The sequence below is a fragment of the Achromobacter sp. ACM02 genome (assembly GCF_014851605.1).
GTDB classification, from domain to species: domain Bacteria; phylum Pseudomonadota; class Gammaproteobacteria; order Burkholderiales; family Burkholderiaceae_B; genus Achromobacter; species Achromobacter aegrifaciens.
The window spans coordinates 29,959-55,301 of record NZ_JACUZY010000013.1; the positions used below are offsets into that span (position 1 = coordinate 29,959).

Annotated in this window: 22 protein-coding genes and 1 tRNA gene; 15 read left to right on the forward strand and 8 right to left on the reverse strand. The window is 65.9% G+C overall.

Annotated features, from left to right (window positions below):
• Positions 1-4 precede the first annotated feature (4 nt).
• The 4 genes from IB258_RS28745 (at position 5) to IB258_RS28760 (ending at position 4,419) form a co-directional block, all read left to right on the forward strand.
• Entirely contained in the window at positions 5-724 is a 720-nt protein-coding gene (locus tag IB258_RS28745; protein ID WP_054457594.1) for a VOC family protein, read from the forward strand.
• A 199-nt stretch (positions 725-923) separates the two neighbouring features.
• Entirely contained in the window at positions 924-1,679 is a 756-nt protein-coding gene (locus IB258_RS28750) for a GntR family transcriptional regulator (protein ID WP_192353528.1), read from the forward strand.
• A complete protein-coding gene (locus tag IB258_RS28755) occupies positions 1,676-2,662 on the forward strand; it encodes a tripartite tricarboxylate transporter substrate binding protein (protein ID WP_175163960.1) in 987 nt (328 codons plus the stop codon). The genes IB258_RS28750 and IB258_RS28755 overlap by 4 nt, the downstream gene beginning before the upstream one ends.
• Before the next feature lie 62 nt (positions 2,663-2,724).
• Positions 2,725-4,419 (forward strand): thiamine pyrophosphate-binding protein, encoded by a 1,695-nt coding sequence (locus IB258_RS28760; protein ID WP_082401227.1) that lies wholly within the window; start codon positions 2,725-2,727, stop codon positions 4,417-4,419.
• On the opposite strand, the gene IB258_RS28765 is transcribed toward IB258_RS28760, so the two are convergent.
• A complete protein-coding gene (locus IB258_RS28765) occupies positions 4,400-4,942 on the reverse strand; it encodes a cysteine dioxygenase family protein (protein WP_192353529.1) in 543 nt (180 codons plus the stop codon). The genes IB258_RS28760 and IB258_RS28765 overlap by 20 nt on opposite strands.
• Positions 4,943-5,123: 181 nt before the next feature.
• Between IB258_RS28765 and IB258_RS28770 the strand changes: the two genes are divergently transcribed.
• The 3 genes from IB258_RS28770 to IB258_RS28780 all read left to right on the forward strand — a co-directional run bounded on the left by IB258_RS28770 (position 5,124) and on the right by IB258_RS28780 (position 7,219).
• Positions 5,124-5,906: an SDR family oxidoreductase gene (locus tag IB258_RS28770; RefSeq protein ID WP_192353530.1), complete on the forward strand. Its 783-nt coding sequence runs from the start codon at positions 5,124-5,126 to the stop codon at positions 5,904-5,906.
• Positions 5,907-5,988: 82 nt separating this feature from the next.
• Positions 5,989-6,447 carry an Lrp/AsnC family transcriptional regulator gene (locus IB258_RS28775; RefSeq protein ID WP_054457589.1) on the forward strand — a complete coding sequence of 153 codons (459 nt, stop codon included), beginning with the start codon at positions 5,989-5,991 and terminating at the stop codon, positions 6,445-6,447.
• A gap of 160 nt (positions 6,448-6,607) precedes the next feature.
• Positions 6,608-7,219 (forward strand): gamma-glutamylcyclotransferase, encoded by a 612-nt coding sequence (locus IB258_RS28780; RefSeq protein WP_054457588.1) that lies wholly within the window; start codon positions 6,608-6,610, stop codon positions 7,217-7,219.
• A gap of 13 nt (positions 7,220-7,232) precedes the next feature.
• Here the strand turns inward: IB258_RS28780 and pagP are convergent, their stop codons facing one another.
• The 4 genes from pagP to IB258_RS28800 form a co-directional block, all read right to left on the reverse strand.
• Positions 7,233-7,787 (reverse strand): lipid IV(A) palmitoyltransferase PagP, encoded by a 555-nt coding sequence (pagP, locus tag IB258_RS28785; RefSeq protein WP_054457587.1) that lies wholly within the window; start codon positions 7,785-7,787, stop codon positions 7,233-7,235.
• Between the two features lie 129 nt (positions 7,788-7,916).
• Positions 7,917-9,389, reverse strand: a complete 1,473-nt coding sequence (gene mgtE / locus IB258_RS28790; RefSeq protein WP_054457586.1) for a magnesium transporter — start codon at positions 9,387-9,389, stop codon at positions 7,917-7,919.
• A gap of 10 nt (positions 9,390-9,399) precedes the next feature.
• Positions 9,400-9,810 (reverse strand): acyl-CoA thioesterase, encoded by a 411-nt coding sequence (locus IB258_RS28795; RefSeq protein ID WP_054457585.1) that lies wholly within the window; start codon positions 9,808-9,810, stop codon positions 9,400-9,402.
• Between the two features lie 105 nt (positions 9,811-9,915).
• A complete protein-coding gene (locus tag IB258_RS28800) occupies positions 9,916-11,001 on the reverse strand; it encodes a YeiH family protein (RefSeq protein ID WP_054457584.1) in 1,086 nt (361 codons plus the stop codon).
• A gap of 120 nt (positions 11,002-11,121) precedes the next feature.
• Between IB258_RS28800 and IB258_RS28805 the strand changes: the two genes are divergently transcribed.
• Positions 11,122-12,015, forward strand: coding sequence for a LysR family transcriptional regulator (locus IB258_RS28805; RefSeq protein ID WP_054457583.1), 894 nt, complete (start codon positions 11,122-11,124; stop codon positions 12,013-12,015).
• A 3-nt stretch (positions 12,016-12,018) separates the two neighbouring features.
• On the opposite strand, the gene IB258_RS28810 is transcribed toward IB258_RS28805, so the two are convergent.
• Entirely contained in the window at positions 12,019-13,215 is a 1,197-nt protein-coding gene (locus IB258_RS28810) for a M20 aminoacylase family protein (protein WP_119451413.1), read from the reverse strand.
• Positions 13,216-13,290: 75 nt separating this feature from the next.
• Between IB258_RS28810 and IB258_RS28815 the strand changes: the two genes are divergently transcribed.
• Complete coding sequence (locus IB258_RS28815; protein WP_192353531.1) at positions 13,291-14,991, forward strand: AMP-binding protein; 1,701 nt, start codon at positions 13,291-13,293, stop codon at positions 14,989-14,991.
• Positions 14,992-14,996: 5 nt separating this feature from the next.
• Here IB258_RS28815 and IB258_RS28820 read toward each other — a convergent pair whose 3' ends face one another.
• Positions 14,997-15,872, reverse strand: coding sequence for an inositol monophosphatase family protein (locus IB258_RS28820; protein WP_054457624.1), 876 nt, complete (start codon positions 15,870-15,872; stop codon positions 14,997-14,999).
• Between the two features lie 142 nt (positions 15,873-16,014).
• On the opposite strand from IB258_RS28820, the gene mnmC reads away from it, so the two are divergent.
• The 6 genes from mnmC to IB258_RS28850 all read left to right on the forward strand — a co-directional run bounded on the left by mnmC (position 16,015) and on the right by IB258_RS28850 (position 23,344).
• Entirely contained in the window at positions 16,015-17,886 is a 1,872-nt protein-coding gene (gene mnmC, locus IB258_RS28825; RefSeq protein ID WP_192353532.1) for an FAD-dependent 5-carboxymethylaminomethyl-2-thiouridine(34) oxidoreductase MnmC, read from the forward strand.
• A gap of 272 nt (positions 17,887-18,158) precedes the next feature.
• On the forward strand, positions 18,159-20,384 hold the full coding sequence (locus IB258_RS28830) for a TIM-barrel domain-containing protein (protein WP_054457579.1): 2,226 nt from the start codon (positions 18,159-18,161) through the stop codon (positions 20,382-20,384).
• A gap of 199 nt (positions 20,385-20,583) precedes the next feature.
• Positions 20,584-21,672 (forward strand): methionine ABC transporter ATP-binding protein, encoded by a 1,089-nt coding sequence (locus IB258_RS28835; RefSeq protein ID WP_054457578.1) that lies wholly within the window; start codon positions 20,584-20,586, stop codon positions 21,670-21,672.
• Entirely contained in the window at positions 21,629-22,282 is a 654-nt protein-coding gene (locus tag IB258_RS28840; protein WP_042796433.1) for a methionine ABC transporter permease, read from the forward strand. Before IB258_RS28835 ends, IB258_RS28840 begins: the two co-directional genes overlap by 44 nt.
• A 55-nt stretch (positions 22,283-22,337) precedes the next feature.
• On the forward strand, positions 22,338-23,135 hold the full coding sequence (locus tag IB258_RS28845) for a MetQ/NlpA family ABC transporter substrate-binding protein (protein WP_054457577.1): 798 nt from the start codon (positions 22,338-22,340) through the stop codon (positions 23,133-23,135).
• 133 nt (positions 23,136-23,268) lie between these two features.
• Positions 23,269-23,344: transfer RNA gene (locus IB258_RS28850), tRNA-Lys, on the forward strand.
• Between the two features lie 192 nt (positions 23,345-23,536).
• On the opposite strand, the gene IB258_RS28855 is transcribed toward IB258_RS28850, so the two are convergent.
• Positions 23,537-25,171: a methyl-accepting chemotaxis protein gene (locus IB258_RS28855; protein ID WP_192353533.1), complete on the reverse strand. Its 1,635-nt coding sequence runs from the start codon at positions 25,169-25,171 to the stop codon at positions 23,537-23,539.
• Positions 25,172-25,343 lie beyond the last annotated feature (172 nt).

Below are 25,343 nucleotides of genomic sequence, written 5' to 3' on the forward strand. Positions count from 1 at the left end.
CATGATGCTGCATTCCGTCGGCCGCACAGAATTCGACCATGCCGTGGTTATGGTGCGCGACCGGCTGGATGCGCTGGCCCCGCATTTCGAACGCCAGGGTTTTCATCTGAGCGACAAGGCGGTGCACAACCTGGGGTCGTGCAACCGCTTGATCGTGCTGGAAGGCACGTACGTCGAATTGCTGGGCTGGCCGCCCGGCGCGCCGCCCGCGCGCAAGGAAATCGCTGATTCCCCGTTCGGGCTGGAGGCGCTGGTGTTCCGCACCCATGACGCCGAAGCCACCCGCGAGCGCCTGCTGGCGGCAGGTTTTGCCGTCAATCCCGTCCAGGAACTGAGCCGCCCCGCCATGCTGGACGGCCAGGAAGTCCAGGCCCGTTTCCACACCGTGCGTTTCGCCGAGCAGCCCTTGCCCGGCATCCGCATGTATTTCTGTCGCCATCTGACGCCCGAATGCGTGTGGTCGCCCGAACTCATGGCGCATCCCAACGGCGCGCGCAGCTTGCTGCGCATCGATGCCCGCGCGCCCGATGCGCGCGCGGTCGCCGAGCGCCTGGCGCTGGTGGCCGGCGTGCAGGCCGAAGCCGCCAGCGGTGGCTGGGATGTGCCGCTGGCCAACCTGCGCATCCATGTGAGCCAGGATGCCGCAGCGGCGGGGCCTACGCTGTCGACGCTGACTCTGGAAAACAAGGACGGCGCGCATTACACGCTGGATACCGGCCTGTAAGCGCCAGGCGGCAGATGCCGCTGACAAGGACAAAATCGCCCGCAACGTCCGCGTTGCGGGCTTTTTTTTTGTCCCGAAAGGCATGGTGAGCGCGGCTGGCAAGAGCCCGCTTCCGGGGAAACCCGGGGTTGTTGGGTAAAGTGTATGCACTTTAGTATGCAGTTCATTCCCGACGATCCAACCGACCAGGTGATTCGGCATGACGCAACCCTCAGCCGCAATCCGGCCTGCAGCGCGCACCAAGGAAGCACAGGCCGAGCTGTATGGCGCGGTCAAGGCGATGGCCGTGCGCTTCGAATTCAAGCCAGGTGAACGCATCAACGAGGTCGAGCTGGCCCGCAGGCTGAACGTCAGCCGCACGCCGCTGCGCGAGGTGCTGAACCAGCTGATGGTTGAAGGTTTCCTGACTCGCTCGGTCAACCGGGGCTTCATCGCCCGCCTGCTCGACGCCAAGCAGATCCACAGCCTTTACGAATACCGCGCAGTGTTGGAGGCGGGCATCGTGCGCGCGGCCTGCGAGCGCGCCACCGACCAGGAGCTGGCAAGCCTGCGGGAATTCGTCGAGCGTTCGCGCGACGTGCCCGAGGACAGCGACGCCACCCGCCTGCTGGAACTCGATGAGGCCTTTCACCTGACGCTGGCGCGCTATTCGCGCAACGAGGAGTTCGTGCGCGCGCTGGAAAGCGTCAACGCCCGCATCCATTTCGTGCGCTGGATCGACATGCTGCAAGGGCGCCGCAGTCATACCCAGGGCGAGCATCTGCGCATCGTCGAGGCGCTGGAGCGGCGTGACATCGACACTTTGCCGGGACTGATGAGCGCGCATATCGGCCGCCGCCTGGACCAGATCACCGACGTCATACGTACGGGTTTTTCCACGATTTACATGCGGGACCAGGCCGAACCCGCCACGGCAGCGCCGGCCAACACCATACAAGCAGGGGAAAAGTCATGAATCACGGGATAAAGCGCGGACTGGCTGCGCTATGCATGCTGTCCGCCACGGCGGGAGCCTTCGTTGCCGCGCCGGCCGCCGCCGAAGAACGGCCGCTGGTGCTGGTCGTGCCGTATCCGCCCGGAGGCAGCACCGACATCCTGGCGCGCATCCTGCAGCCACGCCTGTCTCAGCAATTGGGCGGCCGCGCGGTCGTGGTCGAGAACCGGCCGGGGGCGGCCAGCCAGATCGCCACGGCTTTTGTGGCGCGCGCCGAACCCGACGGCAACACGCTGCTGGTCAGCTTCGACAACCACGGCATCAACCCCGCCGTGAAGCCCAAGCTGCCCTACGACACGTTCAAGGACTTCGTCGCCATTTCGCAGACGGTGCGTTTCCCGCTGGTGTTGGGCGCCAATCCCAGCGTGCCGGGGGACAACCTGAAGGAGTTCCTGGCCGCGGCCGCCAAGCAGCCGCCCAACAAGTTCAACTACGCATCCACCGGCGTGGGTTCGCTGAACCATCTGGCGCCCGAAGAGCTCAAGCGCCTGTCGAAGGTGGAGTTGCTGCACGTGCCGTACGGCGGCGGCGGACCGGCCATCCAGGCGGTGGTGGGCGGCCAGGCCAGCATGACCTGGCTGAGCTTCGCGGCCCTGCGCGGCCAGATCCAGGCCGGCAAGATCAAGCCGCTGGCGGTGGCGGGCGACAAGCGCCTGCCGGATCTGCCCAACGTGCCGACCGTGGCGGAATCCGGCTTCCCCGGCTTTGTCGCCTATTCCTGGAGCGGCATGTTCGCGCCCAAGGGCACGCCGGAAGCGACCGTCAAAAAGCTGACGGCCGACTTCAAGGCCGTACTGGCCGACCCGGAAATCCGCAAGAAAGTGACCGACGCGGGCTTTGAGATCGTGGCCTCCGACGGCCCGGCGCTGGATGCCTACGTGAAGTCGGAATACGACCGGTGGAGCGCCTTCATCAAGAGCAGCAACATCAATCTGGACAACTGAACGGCTCGCGGCCTGGCGCTGAGGCGCCCGGCCGCGACGCGTGCAACACAAGTGGAGATGACATGGAAAACATGACCGGCGCCGAAGCCATGGTGCGCATGCTGCAGCACAACGGCGTCAAGCACATATTCGGCCTGTGCGGCGACACCAGCCTGCCGTTCTACGACGCGCTGTACCGTCTGGACCACGGCATGCAGCACATCCTGACGCGCGACGAGCGCAGCGCCGGCTACATGGCGGATGCCTATGCCCGCGTGACCGGCAAGGTCGGCGTGTGCGAAGGCCCCAGCGGCGGCGGCGCGACCTATCTGCTGCCCGGGCTGGTGGAGGCCAACGAATCGTCCATTCCGGTCCTTGGCATCACCTCGGACGTGGCGGTGGGCTCGCGCGGCAAGTACCCGCTGACCGAGCTGGACCAGGAAGCCTTGTACCGTCCACTGACCAAGTGGAACCGTACCATCGACCGCGCGGACCAGATTCCCGGCATGGTGCGCGCGGCCTTCCGCGCCATGACCACCGGCAAGCCTGGCGCGGCCCATCTGTGCTTTCCGTACGACGTGATGAAGCAGCAGGTGGACGCGTCCGATGTCTGGGCCCAGCCCGAGCACGGGCGTTTCCCGTCCATGCGCTACGCGCCGGATCCCCTGGACGTCGCGCGCGCCGCGCAGCGGCTGGTCAGCGCGCGGGCGCCGGTGATCATCTGCGGCGGCGGCGTGGTCATCGCCGGCGCCAGCGGCGCCTTGCAGGAGCTGGCTGAATCGCTCAAGGCCGCGGTCTGCGTGACCGTGAGCGGGCAGGGTAGCCTGGCCGACACCCATCCCCTGAATGCGGGCGTGGTCGGCTCCAACGGCGGCGTGATGGCGACGCGCGACGTGGTGGCCGCGGCCGACGTGGTGCTGTTCGTCGGCTGCCGCGCGGGCTCCACCTCGACCGAGCACTGGCGCTTCCCCAACCGCGACGTGCCCATCCTGCACATCGACATCGATCCCATGGTGATCGGCGCCAATTACCTGACCGAGGTCGGCATGGTGGGCGACGCCAAGCTGGCGCTGGAAGCCCTGGGCGTGGAGGTGGCTGCGCGCCTGGCGCACCGTCCGTCCGACGCCGCCGACGGCGCGGTGCTGGCCGGCCGCGCCAAGGAGGCGCGCCGCGCGCAGCTGGAGCCGCTGGCCCACAGCCTGGACGCGCCCATCCGCCCCGAGCGCGTGGTGCAGTCCTTGAACCGCCTGCTGCCCGACGACGCGGTGGTCTGCGCCGACCCCGGCACGCCTTGCCCGTATTTTTCCGCCTATTACGACGTGTCGCGCCCCGGCCGGCACTTCATCACCAACCGCGCCCACGGTGCGCTGGGCTTCTCCATGTCGGCCGCCCTGGGCGCCTGGGTGGGCCGGCCGCAGTCCAAATGCGTGTCGGTGATGGGCGACGGCAGCTTCGGCTTCACGGTGGGCGAACTGGAAACCATCGTGCGGCACAAGGCGCCGCTGCTGATGGTGGTGTTCTCGAACTCCGTCTATGGCTGGATCAAGGCCAGCCAGAAGGCGGGCTACGACAAGCGCTACTACAGCGTGGACTTCAACCGCACCGACCATGCCCGCATCGCCGAGGCTTATGGCGTGAAGGCCTGGCGAGTCGAGGATCCGTCCAAGCTGGATGCCGCCATCAAGGCTGCGATGGAGCATGACGGCCCGGCGCTGATCGACGTGGTGGCGCAGCCCTTGCAGGACGCGGCCGCGCCGGTCAGCCAGTGGATGGGTTGACGCTGTCGACCAGGTGGTTGACGCCGGTGCAGAGGTCGTCCCGGGCCACGCCGTAGATGTGCAGCGATACGGCGATGTCCGGGCCGGCATTGCCCAGACGGTGGATCTGGCGCAGGCCTTGCGTCGCGGTGACGATGTCGCCAGGGCGGCGGATCACCGTGCCGCAGGCCTGGGCGATGGCGGATTCCTGATCCCAGCGGTAGTGGGTTTCGGTGAGTTCGCCCTGTAGCACCTGGTAGGTGCACCAGGTCTTGTGGCCATGCACCGGGCTGAACTGTCCCGGACGCCAGATAAGGTAGGCCATCGTAAAGGCGCCATGCGGGTCGGCGTAGGCGATATGGCGGCTGTAGGACTCGGCCCGTCCACCGCGGAGTTCCGCGGGCAGGTTCTGCAGCATGTCGCCGGCGTTGGCGACGCTGGCGACCAGGTCGCGCAGCAGGGCGCGCGCGGCGTTCAATTGGGCGGACTGCACCGATGCGCAGAGCGATTGCAGGTCGCCGCCGGCGAGTTGGATGGAAGACATGGCAGGCCTCCGGGCAGAGCTTCCATGGTAGGAGCTTGCGCTGGAATGCCTTTGCCAAATTCGGCGCGCCAGGGCCGCAGATTGGAAAAAAATTCCATTCCGCCCGGCAGCTGCGCGCTCCTATACTGGTTCGCGTTGGCGCAAAGCTGCGCCGGGCAGCGCAATGACAGGGGAGTCAGGCATGGATCTGGGGATCAGCGGCAAGACGGCACTGGTATTCGGCGGCAGCCGCGGCATGGGCCGGGCCTGCGCCCTGCAACTGGCGCGCGAGGGCGTGGCGGTGACGATCGCCGCACGTAACCCGGCCACGCTGGAGCAGGCCGCGGCCGAGATATCGCATGAGACCGGGATAGGAGTCGGCTGGGTGTCGGCCGACCTGACGCAGGCGCAAGGGCGGGATGCGGCCATGGCCGCCTGTCCCCATCCGGACATCCTGGTCAACAATGCGGACGGCCCGCTGCCGGGCGATTTCCGCAACTGGAGCCACGACGACTGGATCGCCGCGCTGGACAGCATGATGCTGGGGCCCATCGACATGATCCGGCGGGTCGTGGACGGGATGATGGAACGACGCTTCGGGCGCATCGTGAACATTGTCTCGCGCAGCGTGAAGGCGCCGCACGCCGAGCTGGGCCTGTCCAACGGCGCGCGTTCGGGCCTGATCGGCTTCGTCAGCGGTCTGGCGCGGCAGACCGTGCGCCACAACGTCACCATCAACAACCTGCTGCCTGGCGCCTTCGCCACGGATGCGCAGGTCAGGCACATACAAGGCATGCTGGAGCAATCCGGCGGGAAGAGCTTCGAACAGCTCTGGGACGAGCGCGGACGCGCCAACCCGGCTGGCCGCTATGGCCAGCCCGAGGAGCTGGGCGCCCTGTGCGCCTATGTCTGTTCCGCGCAGGCCGGCTACATGACCGCCCAGAACATCCTGATCGACGGCGGCGGCTACCCCGGGACCTACTGAAGTCCGGCGCCCCGGGAGGGCGCAGGCTGGACGCGGGCAGGCGGAACAGGCAACATTGGGGCCGATCCAGCCAAGGAAACCCATGGACCAGACGGACATCAAGATACTGGCCTTGCTGCAGAAGGACGCCACCTGTTCGGTCGCCGAGATTGCCGAGCAGGTGCATCTGTCCGTCACCCCTTGCTGGCGCCGCATCCAGAAGCTGAAGGATGACGGCGTCATCGCCCGCAACGCCATCTTGCTGGATCCCTGCGCGCTGGGCCTGAACCTGACGGTCTTCGTCTCCATCAAGACCAGCCAGCACAACGAGAAATGGACGCAGAGCCTGATCAATGCCGTGATGGCCTTGCCCAACGTGGTGGAGTTCCACCGCATGGCGGGAGACGTCGATTACCTGCTCAAAGTCGTGGTCGAGGACATGGCGGCCTATGACCGCTTCTACCGGCGTCTGATCGCCGCCGTGGACCTGCTGGACGTCAGCGCCAGCTTCTCGATGGAAGTCATCAAAAGCACCACGGAATTGCCGCTGGACGCGTTGTAGGCGGGCGCGCGCAATTTTTTTTCCATGGCAGGGGGCGGCGGGGATGCAAATTCCATTCGGCCTGCCGGCCGGCCCCCATCACGCAATTCTTTTGCGCGGGCTACGGCGTAGGATATTCCCCACTCCCATCATGGGACAAATCGGGATATCAGAGGACCCTATGTCGTTGGCAGTACCCGCCGGCTGCGCCGGTACGGAAAATTCGCGGCGCGCGCTTTCGGTGGATGACCTGCTGGGCGGCTGGAACGGCGTCGACGACCTGTGGGTGTTCGCCTACGGCTCCCTGATATGGCATCCCGGTTTCACCTGGCGCGAACGGCGGCTGGCGACTGTGCGCGGCTACCACCGGTCCCTGTGCCTGTGGTCGCACGACCATCGCGGCTCGCCCGACAATCCTGGCCTGGTGTTTGGCCTGGACCGCGGCGGCTGCTGCCGCGGCGTCGCCTTCCAGATTGCCGCCTGCGACGTGCCTGCGGTGTTCCAGGCGCTGTGGCGCCGGGAAATGGTCACCGGCGCCTACACGCCGCGCTGGCTCACCTGCCATACCGAAGCCGCGCCGGTGCGCGGGCTGGTGTTCCTGCTGAACCGGGCCTGCCAGGAATACGCGGCCGGCCTGAGCGACGACCGTCTGCTGGCGTCGGTGCGCAATGCCGTGGGGCATTCGGGGCCGTGCCTGGACTATGTCGTGGAAACCGAGAGAGCCCTGCGCGCGCATGGCATCGACGATTGGCGCCTGGGCGATCTGGTGCGCAGGCTGGGGCAGGTCTTCTGAGGCCTGGGGTGCGTCAGAAGTGCCAGCGGCCGAACATGAACAGCACGTTGCCCGCGCCAGCTGACCCCGGGATGTAGGTCGCGTAGAGCATCGTGTCCTTATAGCTGGCGCTCACCAGCGGCAGGATGCCGGGAAACGGCACATAGCTCATGATGTCGTGGCGCGCCGTCAGGAAGACGGTGTAGCCCGCGCCCAGACGGACGTTTTCGCTGACGCGTCCGATCTTCAGGAAGCCGTAGCCCGCGATGGGCTCGATCTTGCTGTGCGAATCCAGGAAGGCCATGGCGTACAGGCCTTGCCAGTCGCCATCTTCGTCGTAGATGCTGCGGCCGTAGCCGCCGCCCCAGGCCAGTTCGTTGAAGCTGTCGATCTTCTCTTTGCTGTAGGTGGCCCGGTTGTGCCAGGAATAACCGGTGAAGTACAGGTCATTGCCGCCTTCGGTCCAGATCTGGTCCAGGCGGTTGCAGGCGGACTTGGCCCATGAGGGCATGCTGTCACAGGCTTGGGCGGTGGCGGCGAAGGTGGCGAGCAGCAGGCAAAGGATTGCCGCCCGGAATCTTGCGGTCATTGTGGGCGCTGAAAAGGGGGAGATGACAATCCCATTACTGTAATGGAACAGTCGTCTTTCACCCTGTCAGCTAGCTGTCAAGCGGGCGTCGCCAGAGGGAAGCGGATTTTTCCTGCTGTTGTATGCGAACTACAGCAGGAAAATCGTGGCCAGGCCCAGAAAGATGAAGAAGCCCAGCGAATCGGTGGCGAAGGTCAGGAGCACGGAAGAACCCATCGCAGGATCCTTGCCGAAGCGGGCGCGCACCATCGGCACCAGCACGCCGACCGACGCGCCGACCAGCATGTTGCAGACCATGGCGGCCATCATCACCAGCGCGATCGACACCGAGTGCGAGATGACCCAGGCGAACAGGGCCGCCACCAGGCTGCCGCACAGGCCCACCATCAGGGTGACGAAGAGTTCGCGCTTGACCAGCTGCCACAGGTTGCGGCCCGTGATGCGCCCCATGGCCAGGGCCCGGATGATCAGGGTCATGGTCTGGTTGCCAGAGTTGCCGCCGATGCCGGCCACGATGGACATCAGGAACGCCAGAATGACGATCTGGCTGACCGTGCCTTCGAACTGGGAGGCCACGAAGGATGCCGTGGCGGCGGTACAGAGGTTGAACAGCAGCCAGGGGGCGCGGTTGCGCAGGGCGGTGGACACCGGCGCGAAGATATCCTCTTCCTGCAGACCGGCGCGCGATAGCGCCTGCTCCTGCGAGTCTTCGCGCATCACGTCCACCACGTCGGCGATGGTCACGCGGCCGATCAGGCGGCCCTGGTCGTCCATGACGGGCGCGGAGACCAGGTCGTAGCGTTCGAAGGCGCCGGCGGCGTCAGCATCGGAGTCCAGGGGGTTGAGCGTCAGGAAGTCCGAGTTCATGACGGCGCGCACTTCGGTTTCGGGCTCGCTGACCAGCAGCTTGGACAGCGGCAGGATGCCCTGCAGCTTGTCCTGGCGGTCCACCACGAAAATCTGGTCGGTGTGGTCGGGCAGTTCGTGCAGCCGGCGCAGGTAGCGCAGCACCACTTCCAGGGTGACGTCCTCGCGCACCCGGACCATCTCGAAGTCCATGATCGCGCCCACGCTGTCTTCAGGATAGCCCATGGCTTCCAGCAGCTGTGCGCGTTCCTCTTCGGTCAGGCCCTTCTGGACTTCGGCCACCACGTCGGGCGGCAGGTCGGGCGCCAGGTCGGCCAGCTCGTCGGCGTCCATGTTGCCGGTGGCGGCAACCAGGTCCTGGCGGTCCATCGCCTCGATCAGCGATTCCCGCACCCAGTCTTCGACTTCCAGCAGCACGTCCGCGTCGTGCTCGGGGCTGACCAGCTTCCAGATGGCTTGCCGTTCGTCCTTGGGCAGCGACTCCAGGATGAAAGCGATGTCGGCCGGATGCAATCCGTCCAGCAGGGTCTTGAGTTCGGCCTCGTGCTGGCGGTGCACCAGGTCCTCGACCAGCGAGGCCTTGGAGTCGCCTTCCTCCTGGCGATGCACCAGATCGGCAACCAGTTGCTGGCGGCGCAGGCGTTCCTGCACTTCCGCCAGGGCGTGTTGGGCGTCTTCCGGGTCGAGGCGGCGGGGCGTCGCGGGCGGTTTCTGCGCGGCGGCGGACTGCGTCATGCGTTACGGCTCAAAGAGTGGGGAGGGGACGGCGGCGGCGGGCTTCGTCGGTGGCGACGTAGGTCAGCGTGGCCTCGGTGACCTTGACGATCTCGGCGTCCAGCCGCTGGCGCTCCGCGTAGACCTCGACGGACACCGTGACCGACGTCGTGCCGGTCTTGATGATGGCTGCGTAGAAACTGAGCAGGTCGCCCACGAACACCGGTTCTTTGAACTGGAACGCATTGACCGCCACGGTGGCCACGCGTCCGGCGGCGCGGCGCGCGGCGGGGATGGATCCGGCGATGTCGACCTGGGACATGATCCAGCCGCCAAAGACGTCCCCGTGGATATTCGCGTCCGCCGGCATCGGCATGACGCGCAATACCGCGTCGCGATCGGCGGGCAAAGTCGTAAACGGGGTTTTGGTGCTGGAGGTCATGCGGCCGACTCCACTGCTAGGGAACCAGCCGATTATGCAGGAAAAACGAGACAGCGGCGTGCATGCGCAAAGCCCGCCGCTGCCTTGGGCGCGGCGGGCCGGGGATCAGGCTGCCAGCTTGACGATGCCGTAGCCGCCGACCAGCAGCCAGAGGTACAGGATCAGGCCCAGCGCCATCACCCGGGGACCGGCCTTGCGGATCTGGGCGAAGCGGGTTTCGATGCCCAGGGCGGTCATGGCCATGGTCAGGGCGAAGACGTCCAGGCGGCGGATGGCGGCGACGGCATCGGCGGGGATGATGTTCAGCGAATTGATGATGGCCAGCACCAGGAATCCCACCGCGAACCAGGGAATGGGCAGCTTGGCGCCTTTGCCCTGGCCGCCGGCATGCGAGGCCGCGCTGCGCAGATACATGCCCAGGATCAGCAGGACCGGCACCAGCAGGGCCACGCGGGTCATCTTCACGATGGTGGCGACTTCGGTGGTGGCGGGATCGACATTGCTGGCTGCGCCGACGACCTGGGCCACTTCATGGATGGTGCCGCCGATATAGATGCCCAGGGCCTGGGTGTCGAGGTTCAGCCAGCCCGCGTGATAGAGCACCGGGTACAGGAACATGGACAAGGTGCCGAACAGCACTACGGTCGCCACGGCCACCGCGCTCTTGTGCGGCGCGGCCCGCAGCGTGGGCTCGAAGGCCAGCACGGCGGCGGCGCCGCAGATGGCACTGCCAGCGGCGGTGAGCATGGCGGTGTCGCGGTCCAGGCCCAGCAGGCGCTGGCCCACCACGGTGCCCAGCAGCAGGGTGCCCACCACGACCGCCACCGAAACCGCCAGCCCGGGCAGGCCCACGGCGGCGATCTGCTGGATGCTGATGTTCAGGCCGTAGAAGGCCACGGCGATGCGCAGCAGGCGCCGCGCGGTGAAGTTCACGCCCGCGCCCCAGTCGGCGGGCATGGTGCCGCGCAGGAAGTTGCCGTAGAGCATGCCGCAGACGATGCCCACGACCAGCGGCGAGAAACCCAACTGGCGGATCGCGGGCAGGTCCGCCAGCTGCATCACCGCGGCGGCCATCAGGCCGACGAACAGTACGCCGTTGAGTTTGTCCCGCCACGGCGTAGCGGCGGGAGTGGCGGCGGGCGAAGCCGGGGTGGCGGGCAGGGGGACGGCGGTGCTGGAAGAGGTACTCATGGCTGGCCTTTTGGCGGAGGCATATCTAAATAACTTCACGAAATATTAATTTCCCGCCTACTATTTGAAAAATCTTTATTTCAGATATGTAATATCAGGAATTCTGATAATTTAGCGACCATGACTCCTGACCAGCTGCTTACCTTCGCCGCCGTGGCCGACGCCGGCAATATCAGCCGCGCAGCGCAGTTGCTGAACCTGTCCCAGCCTGCCGTTTCCGGCCAGCTACGGATGCTGCAGGAATGGTTCGGCGAACCCCTGTACCGCCGCAGCGGGCACGGTATCGCGCTGACCGAAGCCGGCGAGCGCCTGGCCGAGCAGGCGCGCCAGCTGCGCCAGGTGTACCGGCAGGCCCAGGCGGTGCGCGAATCCTGGCGCGGGCTGGAAACCGGCGATCTGCGCCTGGGCGCCAGCACCACCCCCGCCAGCTACCTGCTGCCCAGCCTGGTGGCGGATTTCCGCCTGGCCTTCCCGGCGGTCAGCCTGCATCTGTCGGACGGCAACACGCGCGAAATCGTCGAGCGCCTGCCGGCCCTGGACCTGGCGTTCATCGAGGGCGACGTGCCCGCAGGACTGCCCGCCGACACGGCCGTGCATGCCTGGCGGCAGGACGAAGTGGTGGCGGTGGTGCGTGCGGACCACGCGCTGGCCGGCAAGGGGGCGGTCACGCTGCGCGATCTGGCGGCTTCAGCGCTGGTCATGCGCGAGCCCGGTTCGGGCGTGCGCCGGCTGGTGGAGCGTGCGTTTGCGGATGCGGGCCTGGCGCCGTCCGTGGGGCTGGAGCTGGCCGGCGTGGAGGGCGTGAAGCAGGCAGTGCGTGCCGGGCTGGGCGTGGGCTTCGTGTCCGTCATGTCGATGCGCCATGAGGATGGCGCGCTGGCGGCCTTGCGCCTGTTGCCCAAGCCGCTGACGCGGACTCTGAGCATCCTGGTGCCGCACGCGGACGCGGCCGCCCGCGCCGCCGAACGCTTCCTGGCGATGTGCCTGGCGGTCGGGGCGGCGGACGGCGTTTGAGGGTCAGGCCTTGGCCAGGCGCTTGAGCGCCAGCTGGACCCAGTATGTGCCGCCCAGCGGCAGCAGTTCGTCGTTGAAGTCGTAGCTGCCGTTGTGCAGCATGCAGGGGCCCAGGCCGTGGCCGCTGTCGCGATGTTCGCCGGTGCCGTTGCCGATCCACACATAACAGCCCGGAAGTTCCTGCAGCATGAAGGCGAAGTCTTCCGCGCCCATGGTGGGCTGCACGTGATCGTTGACGTTGGCCTCGCCCACGATGTCGCGCAGCACGTCGGCGCAGAACGCGGCTTCCTCGGCGTGGTTGATGGTCGGCGGATAGTTGCGCTGGAACGTGAACTGCACTTCGCAGTCCATCGCTGCGCAGGTGTGGCGCGCGATCTCTTCCATACGGCGTTCGATCAGGTCCAGCACGTCCAGCGTGAAGGTGCGCACCGTGCCGCGCAATTCGGCGTGGTTGGGCACGACGTTGTCGGCGCTGCCGGCGTGGATCTGCGTGATGCTGAGCACCGCCGCGTCCAGCGGATTGCGGTTGCGCGTGATGATGGTCTGCAGCGATTGCGCCAGTTGCACGGCCGCCATGACGGGATCGATGCCCAGGTTGGGCATGCCGGCGTGGGTGCCCTTGCCCTTCACGATGATGGAGAACTCGTTGCTGGAAGCCATGATGGGGCCGGCGGTCAGGCCGAACTGGCCGGCTTTCATGCCGGGCCAGTTGTGCATGCCGAATACCGCTTCCATGGGGAAGCGCTTGAACAGGCCGTCGTCGATCATGCGCTTGGCGCCGCCGCCGCCTTCTTCCGCGGGCTGGAAGATCACGTAGACCGTGCCGGCGAAATCGCGGTGCTGCGACAGATATTGCGCAGCGGCCAGCAGCATGGCCGTGTGGCCGTCATGGCCGCAGGCGTGCATCTTGCCGGCGTTAGTGCTGGCATGCTCGAAGGTATTGGCTTCTTGCATGGGCAGCGCGTCCATGTCGGCGCGCAGGCCCACGGCGCGGTCGCCCGGCAGATTGCCGCGGATGATGCCGACCACGCCGGTGCCGCCCAGGCCGCGGTCGATTTCGATGCCCCATTCTTCAAGCTTCGCCGCCACCACATCGGCGGTGCGGAACTCCTCGAACGCCAGTTCGGGATGCGCGTGGATGTCGCGTCGGATCTTGGAAATGTCGTGATGCCACGCGACGATGGGTTCGAGCAGTTTCATGGGGCTCTCGGGCGAAAAAAGGGAACGCAACAAGGGTATCATCAATCAAAAACCAATTTAATGGAGACAAATACCATGACGCGTCCGTGGCTTGCCCATTATCCGCAGGGGGTTCCGGCGGAGATATCGACAGACGGTTATGCCTCCCTGACTGACTTGCTGGACCGGGCCTGCAAGCAGTACGCCTCGCGCATCGCGTGCACCGCGATGGGCAGCAACATTACTTATGCGCAACTCGATGCGCACGCGCAGGCGTTCGCCAGCTGGCTGCAAAGCGTCGGCCTGTCCAAGGGCGAGCGCGTGGCACTGATGATGCCCAACGTGCCCGCCTATCTGGTCAGCATGCTGGGCACGCTGCGCGCGGGGCTGGTGGTGGTGAACGTGAATCCGCTCTACACCGCCGAAGAGCTGCAGCGCCAATTGCTGGACAGCGGCGCGTCGGCCATCGTCATCCTGGAGAATTTTGCGCACACCTTGCAGCGCGTCACGGATCGCGGGCAGCTCAAGCATATCGTCGTGACCGGTCCGGGCGATCTGCTCGGCGGCCTGAAGGCGCCGCTGGTCAACCTGGCCGCGCGCTATGTCAAGAAGATCGTGCCCGCGTGGCAGATCGATGGCGCCCGCATGCTGCCGGATGTGCTGCGCGACGGCGCGCGCCAGCGCTTTGCGCCGCCCGCGCTGTCGATGGACGACGTGGCGGTGCTGCAATACACCGGCGGCACCACCGGCGTGCCCAAGGGCGCGATGCTGTCCCATCGCAACCTGGTGGCCAACGTGCTGCAGACGGAAGCGGTGGCGCAGCCGGTGGTGCACGACCTCGCGGACCAGCAGCTCACCATCATCAGCGCGCTGCCGCTCTACCACGTGTTCGCGATGACCGTTTGCGGGCTGTACGGCCTGCATGCGGGCATGCGCAATGTGCTCATCATCAATCCGCGCGACCAGCCTTCGCTCATCAACGCATGGCGCAAGGTGCCGATCAATGTGTTCCCCGGCGTCAATACGCTGTTTAACGCGCTGGCCCACAACGAAGACTTCGCGCGCCTGGATTTCTCCGGCTTGCGGCTGACCTTGGGCGGGGGCATGGCGGTCCAGCAGCAGGTTGCCGAACGCTGGCTGAAGATCACCGGCAGGCCGCTGATCGAAGGCTATGGCCTGTCGGAGACCTCGCCGGTGGCGACCGTGAATCCCACCAACGCCACCGCGTATTCGGGTTCCATCGGCCTGCCGCTGCCATCCACCGACGTGGCCATCCTCGATGACGAAGGCCGCGAAGTGCCGCTGGGCGAACGCGGCGAGGTGGGCATCCGCGGACCGCAGGTCATGCTGGGATACTGGCAGAAGCCCGAGGAAACCCGCCACTCCGTGACCGCCGACGGCTATTTCCGCACGGGCGATATCGGCATCATGGACGAGCAGGGCTATACACGCATCGTCGACCGCAAGAAGGACATGATTGCGGTGTCGGGCTTCAAGGTCTATCCGAACGAAGTCGAGGCGGCGGTGGCCCAGCATCCGGGCGTGCTGGAGTGCGCGGCGATCGGGGTGCCGGACGAGCATTCGGGCGAAGCCGTCAAGGTGTTCGTGGTGCGGCGGGATCCGACGCTGACCGAGGCGCAGATCCAGGATTGGTGCCGGGAAAAGCTCACGGGCTACAAGCGTCCGCGCTATGTGGAGTTCCGCGATGAGCTGCCCAAGAGCAACGTGGGCAAGATATTGCGCCGGGAACTGCGTCCCGACGCAGTGGCGGGCGTACCCGCAGGCAAGGCGGCGTAGGGCCGTCAGTCCTTCTTGTCGAGGTGCGGCGCGATCATCTCGTGCAGGGCGCGTTCGATGGCCTTGTTGCCGGCCACGACGCGCCCGCCGATGGGCCAGGGATCCTGGCGGTGCATGTCGGAACATGCGCCGCCCGCTTCGCGCAGGATCAGCGTGCCGGCGGCCACGTCCCAGGGCGCCAGGCCCATTTCCCAATAGCCGTCGTAGCGGCCACAAGCGGTCCACGCCAGGTCCAGTGCCGCCGCACCCATACGGCGCACGCCGCGCGCGCGGTTGATGGCGTCATGCAGCATGGGCATGTACTGCGCAGCGAATGAAAAGTCGCGGAACGGGAAGCCAGTAGCCAGCACCGCATCTTCGATGGTCGCCGTGCGCGAGCACTTGATGCGCCGTCCGTTGAGCCAGGCGCCCAGGCCGTGGACCGCGGTAAAGAGTTCCTCGCGGCTGGGGTCGTAGACCACGCCGACCACGGGCGTGTCCTCGGCCAGCGTGTCGGACGCCGATATGGCGGTGCCTGCGTGTGCGATCAGCGCGATCGACACGGCGTAATGCGGGATGTCGTGCAGGAAGTTGGTGGTGCCGTCCAGCGGGTCGATATACCAGGTGGCGCTGCCTTGGGGCTTGCCGCCCGTTTCTTCGGCGACGATGCCGAACTTGGGCGTGCGCGTTTGCAGCTCCTGGATAATGGCGGCCTCCGCCTCGCGGTCCGCCTGGGAGACGAGATCGTTGCGCGCCTTGCGGTCGATCACGAGATCGGCGCGGTGATGCGCGTAGGATTGCAGTATGGCCGCGCCGGCATGGGCTGCCGTGACTGCCGCGTCGATCGCGGCGCACAGGTCGATGGGCGAGGTCTGCGAGCGGGGCTGATCATAGGTATCCATGAAACCAGTGTAAGCCCATGTATGCGTCAAATCCGTGGTGAAGCCCCGAAACCGCCATGCCGCGTGGCTTCCGCCCAACGCGGCCGCATCCGATAATCCGCGCTGATTTTCATTCTCTATTTCGTCTGCCGCCGCCGTTTCCATGTCCTTCTCCTATGCCCCCCTGATCCCCGCCGAGGCTGAATTCGACGCCGATGGCCGGCTCTACAGCCCCGCTTATGGCGATGTCTACCATTCGCCGTCGGGCGCGCTGGGACAGGCGGAACACGTGTTCCTGCGGGGCAATGGCCTGCCTGAGCGTTGGCGCGGACGCCGCGCATTCACCGTCTGCGAAACGGGTTTCGGACTGGGACTGAACTTCCTGGCTCTCTGGAAGGCATGGCGCGACGATCCGCAGCGCAGCGCCGCGCTGCACGTGGTGTCGCTGGAAGGGCATCCCTTTGAACGCGAGGACCTGGCGGCTCTCTTGACGCGTTATGCGCCCGAGCCCTTGGCCGGTCTGGGGCGACAACTGGCGGCAGCATGGCCGGTCTTGTTGCCCGGACTGCATCGCCTGGAATTCGAGGGCGGCGCCGTCACGCTGACGCTGGGCTTTGGCGATGCGCAGGTCCTGGCGTCCCGTCTGCGCGTCGGCGTGGACGCGTTCTTCCTGGACGGCTTCGCGCCTGAACGCAATCCGCGGATGTGGGAATTGCCCTTGCTGCGCGACCTTGCCAAGCTTGCGGCGCCCGGCGCCACGCTGGCCACCTGGGCCTGCACCGGCGAATTGCGCCAGGCCTTGCGGACGGCGGGTTTCGAGGCGCGGCGCGCGCCCGGCTACGGCGGCAAATGGCATATGACCGTGGCCACTGCGATTGCCCCTGGAGGCGCGGCCGCGGACGTCCCGCACGCGGAGTCCCGCTACGCCGTGGTGGTGGGAGCGGGGCTGGCGGGAGCCGGCATCGCCCAGGCGCTGGCCGCGCGCGGATGGCGTGTGACCGTGATCGACGCGGGCCGGGCGCAGGGCGCGGCGGCGCACGCAGGGCATGTCGCGGCGGCCTTGACGCCGGTGGTGGCGCGAGACGACAACGCGCGGGCGCGCCTGTCGCGCGCCGGCAGCCTGCGCGCGCTGGCGCGCTGGCAGGGTTTGCCGGCAGGCGCGGCGCCCCTGGTCTGCGGCACGGTCCAGCTTGAGCGCGACGAAGGCCGGTCCGCGGCCTTGGCCGGCACCCTGGAGACCCTGGCCTTTCCCGAACACTGGGTGCGCCAGGTCAGCCGCGACGAAGCCAGCGCCTTGGCCGGCCTGCCGCTGGCGCGCGGCGGCGTGTATTTCGGACAGGGCATGCTGCTGCGGCCAGACTTGTTGATAGAGGCCCTGCTGGCGACCGAGGGCGTCACGGTGCAGCCCGGCGCGGCGGCCAGGGTCGAACGCGCCGGCGCCGGCTGGCGCGTGCGCGATGCGGAGGGCGCTGAACTGGCGCGAGCCGATACCGTCGTTCTGGCCAACGCGTTCGGCGCGCGCGCCGTGCTGGCAGACAGCGGCTTGCTGGATCCCTTGCCGCGCGTGGGCCAGATGCACGCGCTTGCGGGAGAAGTGACGCTGCTGCCTGCGCAGACGCTGCGTGGCGGTCCTCGCTGCATCGTGGGCGGCGAGGGCTATCTGCTGCCCGACGTGGGCTCTGGCTGCGTGGCCGGCAGCACCTATGTGCATGGCGCGGCCGAAGCGCGGATCGGCGCCGAGGGCCAGCGTGTCACCCTGGACAAGGCTGCGGGCCTGCTGGGCGGAGGCTTCCCCGAATTCGAATCCCTGGAGCCCGGCAGCCTGCCGGGCTGGGCCGGATGGCGGGCCGTGCTGCCCGGGCGCTTGCCCGCCGTTGGAGAACTACCCCACGCGCCGGGCCTGTGGTTGGCCATCGGCTATGCATCGCGGGGGCTGTCTTGGTCGGCGCTCATGGGAGACCTGATCGCCGCGCGTCTGGCTGGGGAGCCGTCGCCTTTGGAAACCGATCTGGCCCAACTTATTTCGCCACGATGAAAAAAAGCCGAAAGGGGCGCCGGGAGCTTGTCCCGGGTGGCGTAGAATGGCAGGAATTGCCCGGATTTGGCGCCAAATTGGCCTGAGTTGGCCGCGAACCTGGCATTTTGGCGGCTCGACGGCCGCTCCTCTTGGGGGGCGCTGGCCGAAGGCTTTAGACCCCTTTTATGGATGAGATCGCAGTCCAAATGAGGGACCGAGTTTATTTCAAAGCCCAAATCCGTCAAAATAGCGTCTTTTGATGGTTTTTGGCTTAAGCCGGGGGATGCTCTGTGCCGCCCAAGTTCGACTTTGCCCATACTACCCAGCTCGAAAACGTCGAGCTGCTGACGTCCCGCCCCAGTCGCATCGATTTCGACGCGGGCGATGGGTTGCATCTGGTAGTCGAGGCGCATGCGCCTGGCGTCTTTCGCCTGCGCTGCGGCGAGGCTAATCACCTTACCGATGACAAGCCCGGCGCGCGTGCTCGCGCCGTGGCGGAAATGCTGCTCGCGCGCCAGGAGGCCGTGGGCGAAGCCGTTATCGCTCCGCGCGACGACGGGGAGGGCTGGCGGATCACCCAGGGTGACGTTTCCCTGGAAATCCTGTCCAACCCCGTGCGCGTCGCGATCTACCGCAACGACGAACGAGTGTTCGAGTCCGAGGTATCCGCGCATACGCCCGCATTCGGGCACAACGCGCTGGATCAGGCCGACGACGCCGTCTGGACGGCGGGTTTCACGCTGCAGTCCGACGAGCGCATCTATGGCCTGGGCGAAACCCCGGGCGATCTGAACCGCCGCGAAGAATCCGTGGTGTCCGACGACCCCGAGCACCGCGCCCTGCCTTTGGCATGGAGCCCGCGCGGCTGGGGGGTCTACGTCAACACCATGCGCCGCGTCGAACATTCGGTGGGCGTGGCGCCTGCGGATTCCGCCTATGTGCTGACCGTGGACGACGTCGTGCTGGACATGTTCCTGTTCGCTGGCGAACCGGGCGAGATCCTCAATCAGTACACCGCCTTGACCGGCCGCGCGGGCCAGCCTTCGCTGTGGGCGATGGGCGCGTGGCTGCAGCAGGCCCCGGGCGAAATGCCCACGGACACCGTGGCCTTGGTCGCTCGCATGCGCGAAAACCAGATTCCGGTGGATGCCGTGACGCTGGCGCAGCCTGCGGCCTGGGGCTTCCAGTCGGACAAGACGGTTTTCGAATGGGACGCCCAGCGTTTCCCGGACGCCAAGCAGATGCTGGCGCTGTTCCACAAGCACCATGTGCATGTCGCCGCTTCCGGCTTCCCGGGCGTGCTGAAGACCAGCCCGCTGTTCGAGGAACTTGAAGACCGCGGCTGGCTGTTGGCCAAGGACGACGGTTCGGCCCAGGTGTTCGACGGCACCGCCGCCACCTCGGGACAGCCCTACGGCCTGCTGGACCTGACCTACCGCGACATCTACAACCTGTGGGTGGAGCGCCATCGCCAATTGGTCGAAGACGGCCTGGACGCGCCCGCGTGCGACGCCCAGATCGCCATCCCCGACGGCGTCACGGCCCGCAACGGCGAAACCGGTCCTGCGCTGCGCAGCATGTATCCGCTGCTGGTGCGCCGCGCGCTGTTCGATGCGGTCGCCGGCCTGAAGGTGCCGCCGGAAGGCGTGGTGCCCAGCTCCGATCTGTTCCCCGCCGCCCAGCGTCTGCCGTGGCAAGTGGGGCCGCAGGTTGAAAACACCTGGGAAGGGCTGCGTCACACCCTGCGCACCGCGTTGTCGATCGGCGCCAGCGGCTTGCCCGTCCAGGTGCATGGCATCGGCTCGGCCGCGCGCGACCGCGCCGGCATGACGCCCGAGCTGTACCTGCGCTGGCTGACCGCCGGCGTGTTCTCGTCGAACTTCGCTTTCCAGGGCGTGGAAGGCCTGATGCCATGGGACTTCGGCGAAGAAACCCTGGCGCATGCCAAGACCTGGATGCAGTGGCGTTACCGCCTGGTGCCTTACGTGCTTGGCGCCATCGAGGACTCGGCGCGCACCGGCTTGCCGGTGCAGCGTTCCATGGCGATGTCGTTCCCGAACGATCCGCACGCGCATGACTGGGACCTGCAATACCTGCTGGGTCCGGCCCTGCTGGTGGCGCCGGTGACCGAACCCGGCAAGCAGGTGCGCGTGTACCTGCCCAAGGGCGAGGCCTGGTGGGACCTGAACACCGGGCACCGCTACGAAGGCGGCACCACCTGGACCATCGATTGCGAACTGGGCCAGTTCCCGGTTTTCGGCCGCGAAGGGCACATGCTCTGTCTTGGACCGGCGGCGCAGCATACGGGCGAGTTCAACTCGGCCCGCATCCTGGACGAGGTCTGGATGTTCGGCATGCCGGTGCATAACCCGGTCGTCATGCGCAACAAGATCCGCGTGATGCAGATGCAAGGCTCCAGCTACATCAAGGGGCTGGAAGGCCTGCGCATCTCTCCGTCCGAGGGCCTGGAAGTCAAGCGCCGCGGCGCGGAAGTCCGCATCTCGCGCGCACGCTGAAAAAGCCGGCTGCGGCCGGTCCGGCACAAAATGGGCAGTCAGGAAGGCTTTCCTTCCTGACTGCCCTTTCCGCGTTATGGCGTGTGCTCCTTAGGGACGCAACCGGGCGCGGGTACGGGCTCTTATATTACTTGTAGTTATAAAAAATGAAAGAAACAGTCGTTCTCTGTAGAAGAGAAAAGATACAAAATCGCTTGCCATGATTCAGATCGAGAACCTATCCAAGACCTACGCCACGCCGCACGGACAATTCCAGGCGCTGCGCGGCATCAACCTGCATATCAAGCAGGGCGAGGTCTTCGGCATCATCGGCCCCAGCGGGGCCGGCAAAAGCACGCTGGTCCAGTGCATCAACTTGCTGGAGCGGCCCAATGAAGGATCGATCGCCATCGGCGGCCAGTCCCTGACCGGCTTGAACGAGGCGCAGTTGCGCGAGCAACGCCGCCGCATCGGCATGGTGTTCCAGGGGTTCAACCTGCTGTCGCGCCGCACGGTGTACGGCAATGTTGCGCTGCCGCTGGAAATTGCCGGCGTGGCCAAGGCCGAGATTCCGGCCCGCGTCGAGCGCCTGCTGGCGCTGGTGGGCCTGGAGCATCTGCGCGACCGCTATCCCAGCCAGATCAGCGGCGGCCAGAAGCAGCGCGTCGGCATTGCCCGCGCCCTGGCCAACAATCCGGACGTGCTGCTCAGCGACGAAGCCACGTCCGCGCTGGATCCGGAAACCACCCACAACATCCTGGCCTTGCTGCGCGACATCAACCGCAAGACCGGCGTGACCGTGGTCATGATCACGCACCAGATGGAAGTCGTGCGCGAGGTCTGCGATCGCGTCGCCGTGCTGTCGCAGGGCGAAGTCGTCGAAATGGGCAGCACGCGCGAAGTGTTCGCGCAGCCGCGCCACGAAGTGACCCGCGCCATGGTGTCGGCCGCCACCGCGTCCGACCTGACCGACGCCACGCTGGCCGCGGTCAAGGAGCGCATCCAGGCGCTTGCCGCCGCCAAGCCGGGCCAGGCCGTGCGTCTGCTGCGCCTGTCGCTGACCGGCACCGACGCGTCGGGCTCCTTCCTGTCCGACCTGTACAAGCAGTATTCGCTGGACGTGGGCCTGATCCAGGCGCGCGTGGAAGACATCCAGGGCGTGGCCGTGGGCACGATGTTCGTGCTGGCCCAAGGCGCGCCCGCATCGGTCAAGGACGCGATTGCCGCGCTGGCCGCCCGTGACATTACCGTTGAAGAAATAGCTCATGAGTCCGCAACTGATCGACCTGCTTATTACGTCGCTGCTTGACACCCTGCTGATGGTGGGCGTGGCCAGCGCCATCGCGGTGGTGATCGGCATTCCGCTGGGCGTGATCCTGACGGTGACGGCCCGCGGCAACATGCTCGAGAACCAGTCCGTCAACCATGTGCTGGGCGCGGTGATCAACGCCACGCGTTCGGTGCCGTTCGTCATCCTGATGGTAGCGATCATCCCGTTCACGCGCCTGGTGGCCCAGACCTCCATCGGCACCACCGCCGCCATCGTGCCCTTGTCGGTCGCCGCGATTCCGTTCATGGCCCGCATCGCCGAAAACGCCATGCGCGAAGTCGACCCGGGGCTGATTACCGCGGCGCGCGCCATGGGCGCGTCGCCCATGCAGATCATCATGAAGGTGCTGCTGCCCGAATCCTTGCCCGGCCTCATCGCAGCCACGGTCGTCACTGTCGTCAGCCTGATCGGTTATTCGGCCATGGCCGGCGCCATCGGCGGAGGCGGCCTGGGCGACCTGGCCATCCGCTACGGCTACCAGCGCTTCCAGTCCGACGTGATGGCCGCAGTCGTCATCGTGCTGATCGTCCTGGTCCAGGTGATCCAGAGCCTGGGCGACCGTTACGTGCGCCGCATCTCGCATCGCTGATCCTGCCGGCGCCGCATCCATTTCTCCTCACTTCCGACATTCGGGATACTGCAACATGAGCATCAAGGTTTTGAAGTCGCTGGCCGCGTTCGCACTCGGCGCCGCCGTTTTCGCCCAGCCCGCGCTGGCCCAGGACAAGCCGCTGAAGATCGGCGTGACCGCCGGCCCGCACGCCCAGATCTTTGATGTGGTGAAGCAGGAAGCCGCCAAGCAGGGCCTGAACATCCAGGTCATCGAATTCACCGACTACGTGCAGCCCAACGTCGCGCTGTCCTCGGGCGACCTCGACGCCAACAGCTACCAGCACCAGCCCTATCTGGACAACGCCAACGCCGACCGCGGCTACAAGCTGGTCAGCATCGCCAAGACGGTGATTTTCCCCATCGGCATCTACAGCAAGAAGATCAAGTCGCTGTCCGAGCTGAAGGAAGGCGCCCGCATTGCGCTGCCGAACGATCCGACCAATGGCGGCCGCGCCCTGCTGTTGCTGCAGGCCAACGGCTTGATCAAGCTGCGTCCCGATGTCGGCCTGAAGGCGACCCCGATCGACGTGGTCGAGAACCCCAAGAAACTGCGCTTCATCGAACTCGACGCTGCTCAGTTGCCGCGCTCGCTGGATGACACCGATGCGTCGGCCGTGAATACCAACTTTGCGCTGGAAGCCGGCCTGAATCCCGCCAAGGACGCCATCGCCCAGGAATCGCCCGACTCGCCGTACGCCAACGTGTTGGTCGTACGTGAAAAGGACAAGGACCGTCCCGAGTTCGCCAAGCTGATCGCCATCTATCACAGCCCGGCCGTGAAGCAGTTCATCGAGACCAAGTACAAGGGCGCGGTGGTGGCCGCCTGGTAAGCCCAGCACCGCCAGCTCCAGGAACGGCCGCCGCGAGCGGCCGTTTTTGTTGCTCGGTGGAAGTTATGGGTTGGGGCCTTGCACCGAATTTTGACAAACGGCGCCAAATCGGCCATAATTTCTGGCTTCGGTCGGGTTGTTAGCTCAGTCGGTAGAGCAGCGGACTTTTAATCCGTTGGTCGCGAGTTCGAGTCTCGCACAACCCACCACCCCAATTCTCGTACAAAGCAATGGCTGTCCAAGCATTGCTGTACTCAAGAAAAACGCCGCTATTTCTAGCGGCGTTTTTTTTGCTTCTTGATCATTGTGGTTCATGACCTGGCTATGGACTCGGCTTGTGGCCGGGTTGAAGCCGCTGCTGGACCGGCGCGCGTTGCAGCCGGTCCATTCGTGTTGCTCTCTTACGTAGAGGCCGCAAACGCGATGAGGGTCGGCTCCGCCATCGGCACATGCCGCGGGGGCTGGGACGATGCCGTCTTGAACACTTCGACCGCATGCAGCAGGTCGCGCGCCTGTTCCGCCATGGAATGCGCCGCGGCAGCTGATTCCTCGACCAATGCCGCGTTCTGCTGTGTCACGGAGTCCAGTTGCGCGATGGCGACGTTGACCTGTTCAATACCGATGGCTTGTTCGCGCGACGCGGTGGCGATCTCTCCTGTTATTGTCTTCATGCGCATCACCGAGGTCACGACGTTCTCCATGTCCCGGCCAGCCCGCGCGGCGAGATCCCGTCCGGCCTGGACCACGGAAGTGGAGGTCTCGATCAGGTCTTTGATTTCCCTTGCGGATGTGGCGCTGCGTTGAGCCAGCGCCCGGACCTCGCCGGCGACCACGGCGAAGCCGCGGCCTTGATCCCCGGCCCTGGCGGCTTCCACCGCAGCGTTCAACGCAAGTATGTTCGTCTGAAATGCAATGCTCTCGATCAGCGACACGATCTGAGCGACCTTTTCGGAGTTGGCGGAAATCTCTGTCATGGCTGCGAGCATCTCGGACACCACGCTGCCAGCTTTCTCGGCTGCCTTGGCTCCTTCAATGGCTACCTCGTCTCCGCTTGCCGCGTTGTCTTGATTCAGTCGCACGGTGGACGTCAGCTGTTCGATGCTGGCGGCTGTCTCTTCCAGAGAGGCGGCCTGCTCCTCGGTACGGTGCGACAGGTCTGCATTGCCTTGGGCAATCTGACCAGCAGCCGTCGAAATCGACGAAGCCGACGATTTGATTGCATCGACGATTCTGGATAGACGTGATCGCATGGATTCCAGACCATGCATCAAGCTGTGGTCATAGCGGGAATCGAGCTGCAGTCGGCTGGTCAGATCGCCATCCGCGATGCTTACCGCCAGGACTTGTGCATCGCCGGGATCGCCACCCAGCTGGCGCAGGATGCTGCGCGCCGTGAGACAGCCAGCAAGCACCCCAAGTAGCAGCGCGATCATGACGGTCGTTCCTACAGCCCATTGCAACTGGTTCGCGAACGTTCGGGTATCCGCCGCGCGTGCGTCGTTGATCTGCGTTTCGAGCGCTGCGAGTGTGGAAAGCGTTTCCTGGAGCACGCGTTGCTTGGGCCGCAGTTCCTCTTCCAGCAGATGTTGCGCGTTCTGGCGGTCGCCGTTCAATCCTTCTTCCATGACTCGCACGAACTGCGAACGCATGTCTTGTTGTGCAACGCCGGCGGCGGCGAACAGACGCCTTTCCTCGTTGGTGGTGCCAGAGCGGCTTGAGAACATGCCGCCCAGCTTGTCTCGAGATTCGTTGTAGAGTTTCTCCGCTTCATTTGCTCGCAGTAGTTCGGCCTTCAGCACCGACGGATCCGTGAGGAGCAGAATGTTGCGGATCGCGATGGCCTGTTCCTGGACTTGGTAGCGCATGTCGATCGCCAGGCGCCGCTGTTCGTTGTTGATCGAGGTGATCTGATAGACATCCTGCTCCAACGCCCGGATGCCAAACGCGCCGAGAACGCCGGACACCAGCAGCGCCACCATGATCATCGCAAAACCCATGGCAAGGCGAGTACGCATCTTCAGCTTTGATGGCTTCATTTCAGTTTCGCTTTCAAAAATGGAATCTCTGTATTCGGTTCACGCTGTCCGGACTATACGGACGCGCTGCGCGCGACAAAAGACAGAAATTTTGTTCCGCCAAGCACTTTTTCCTATTTTGTGGGCGACCGTAGATCACGCCGCGCAAGCCCGCGCGGCGCAGGTGAAAGCC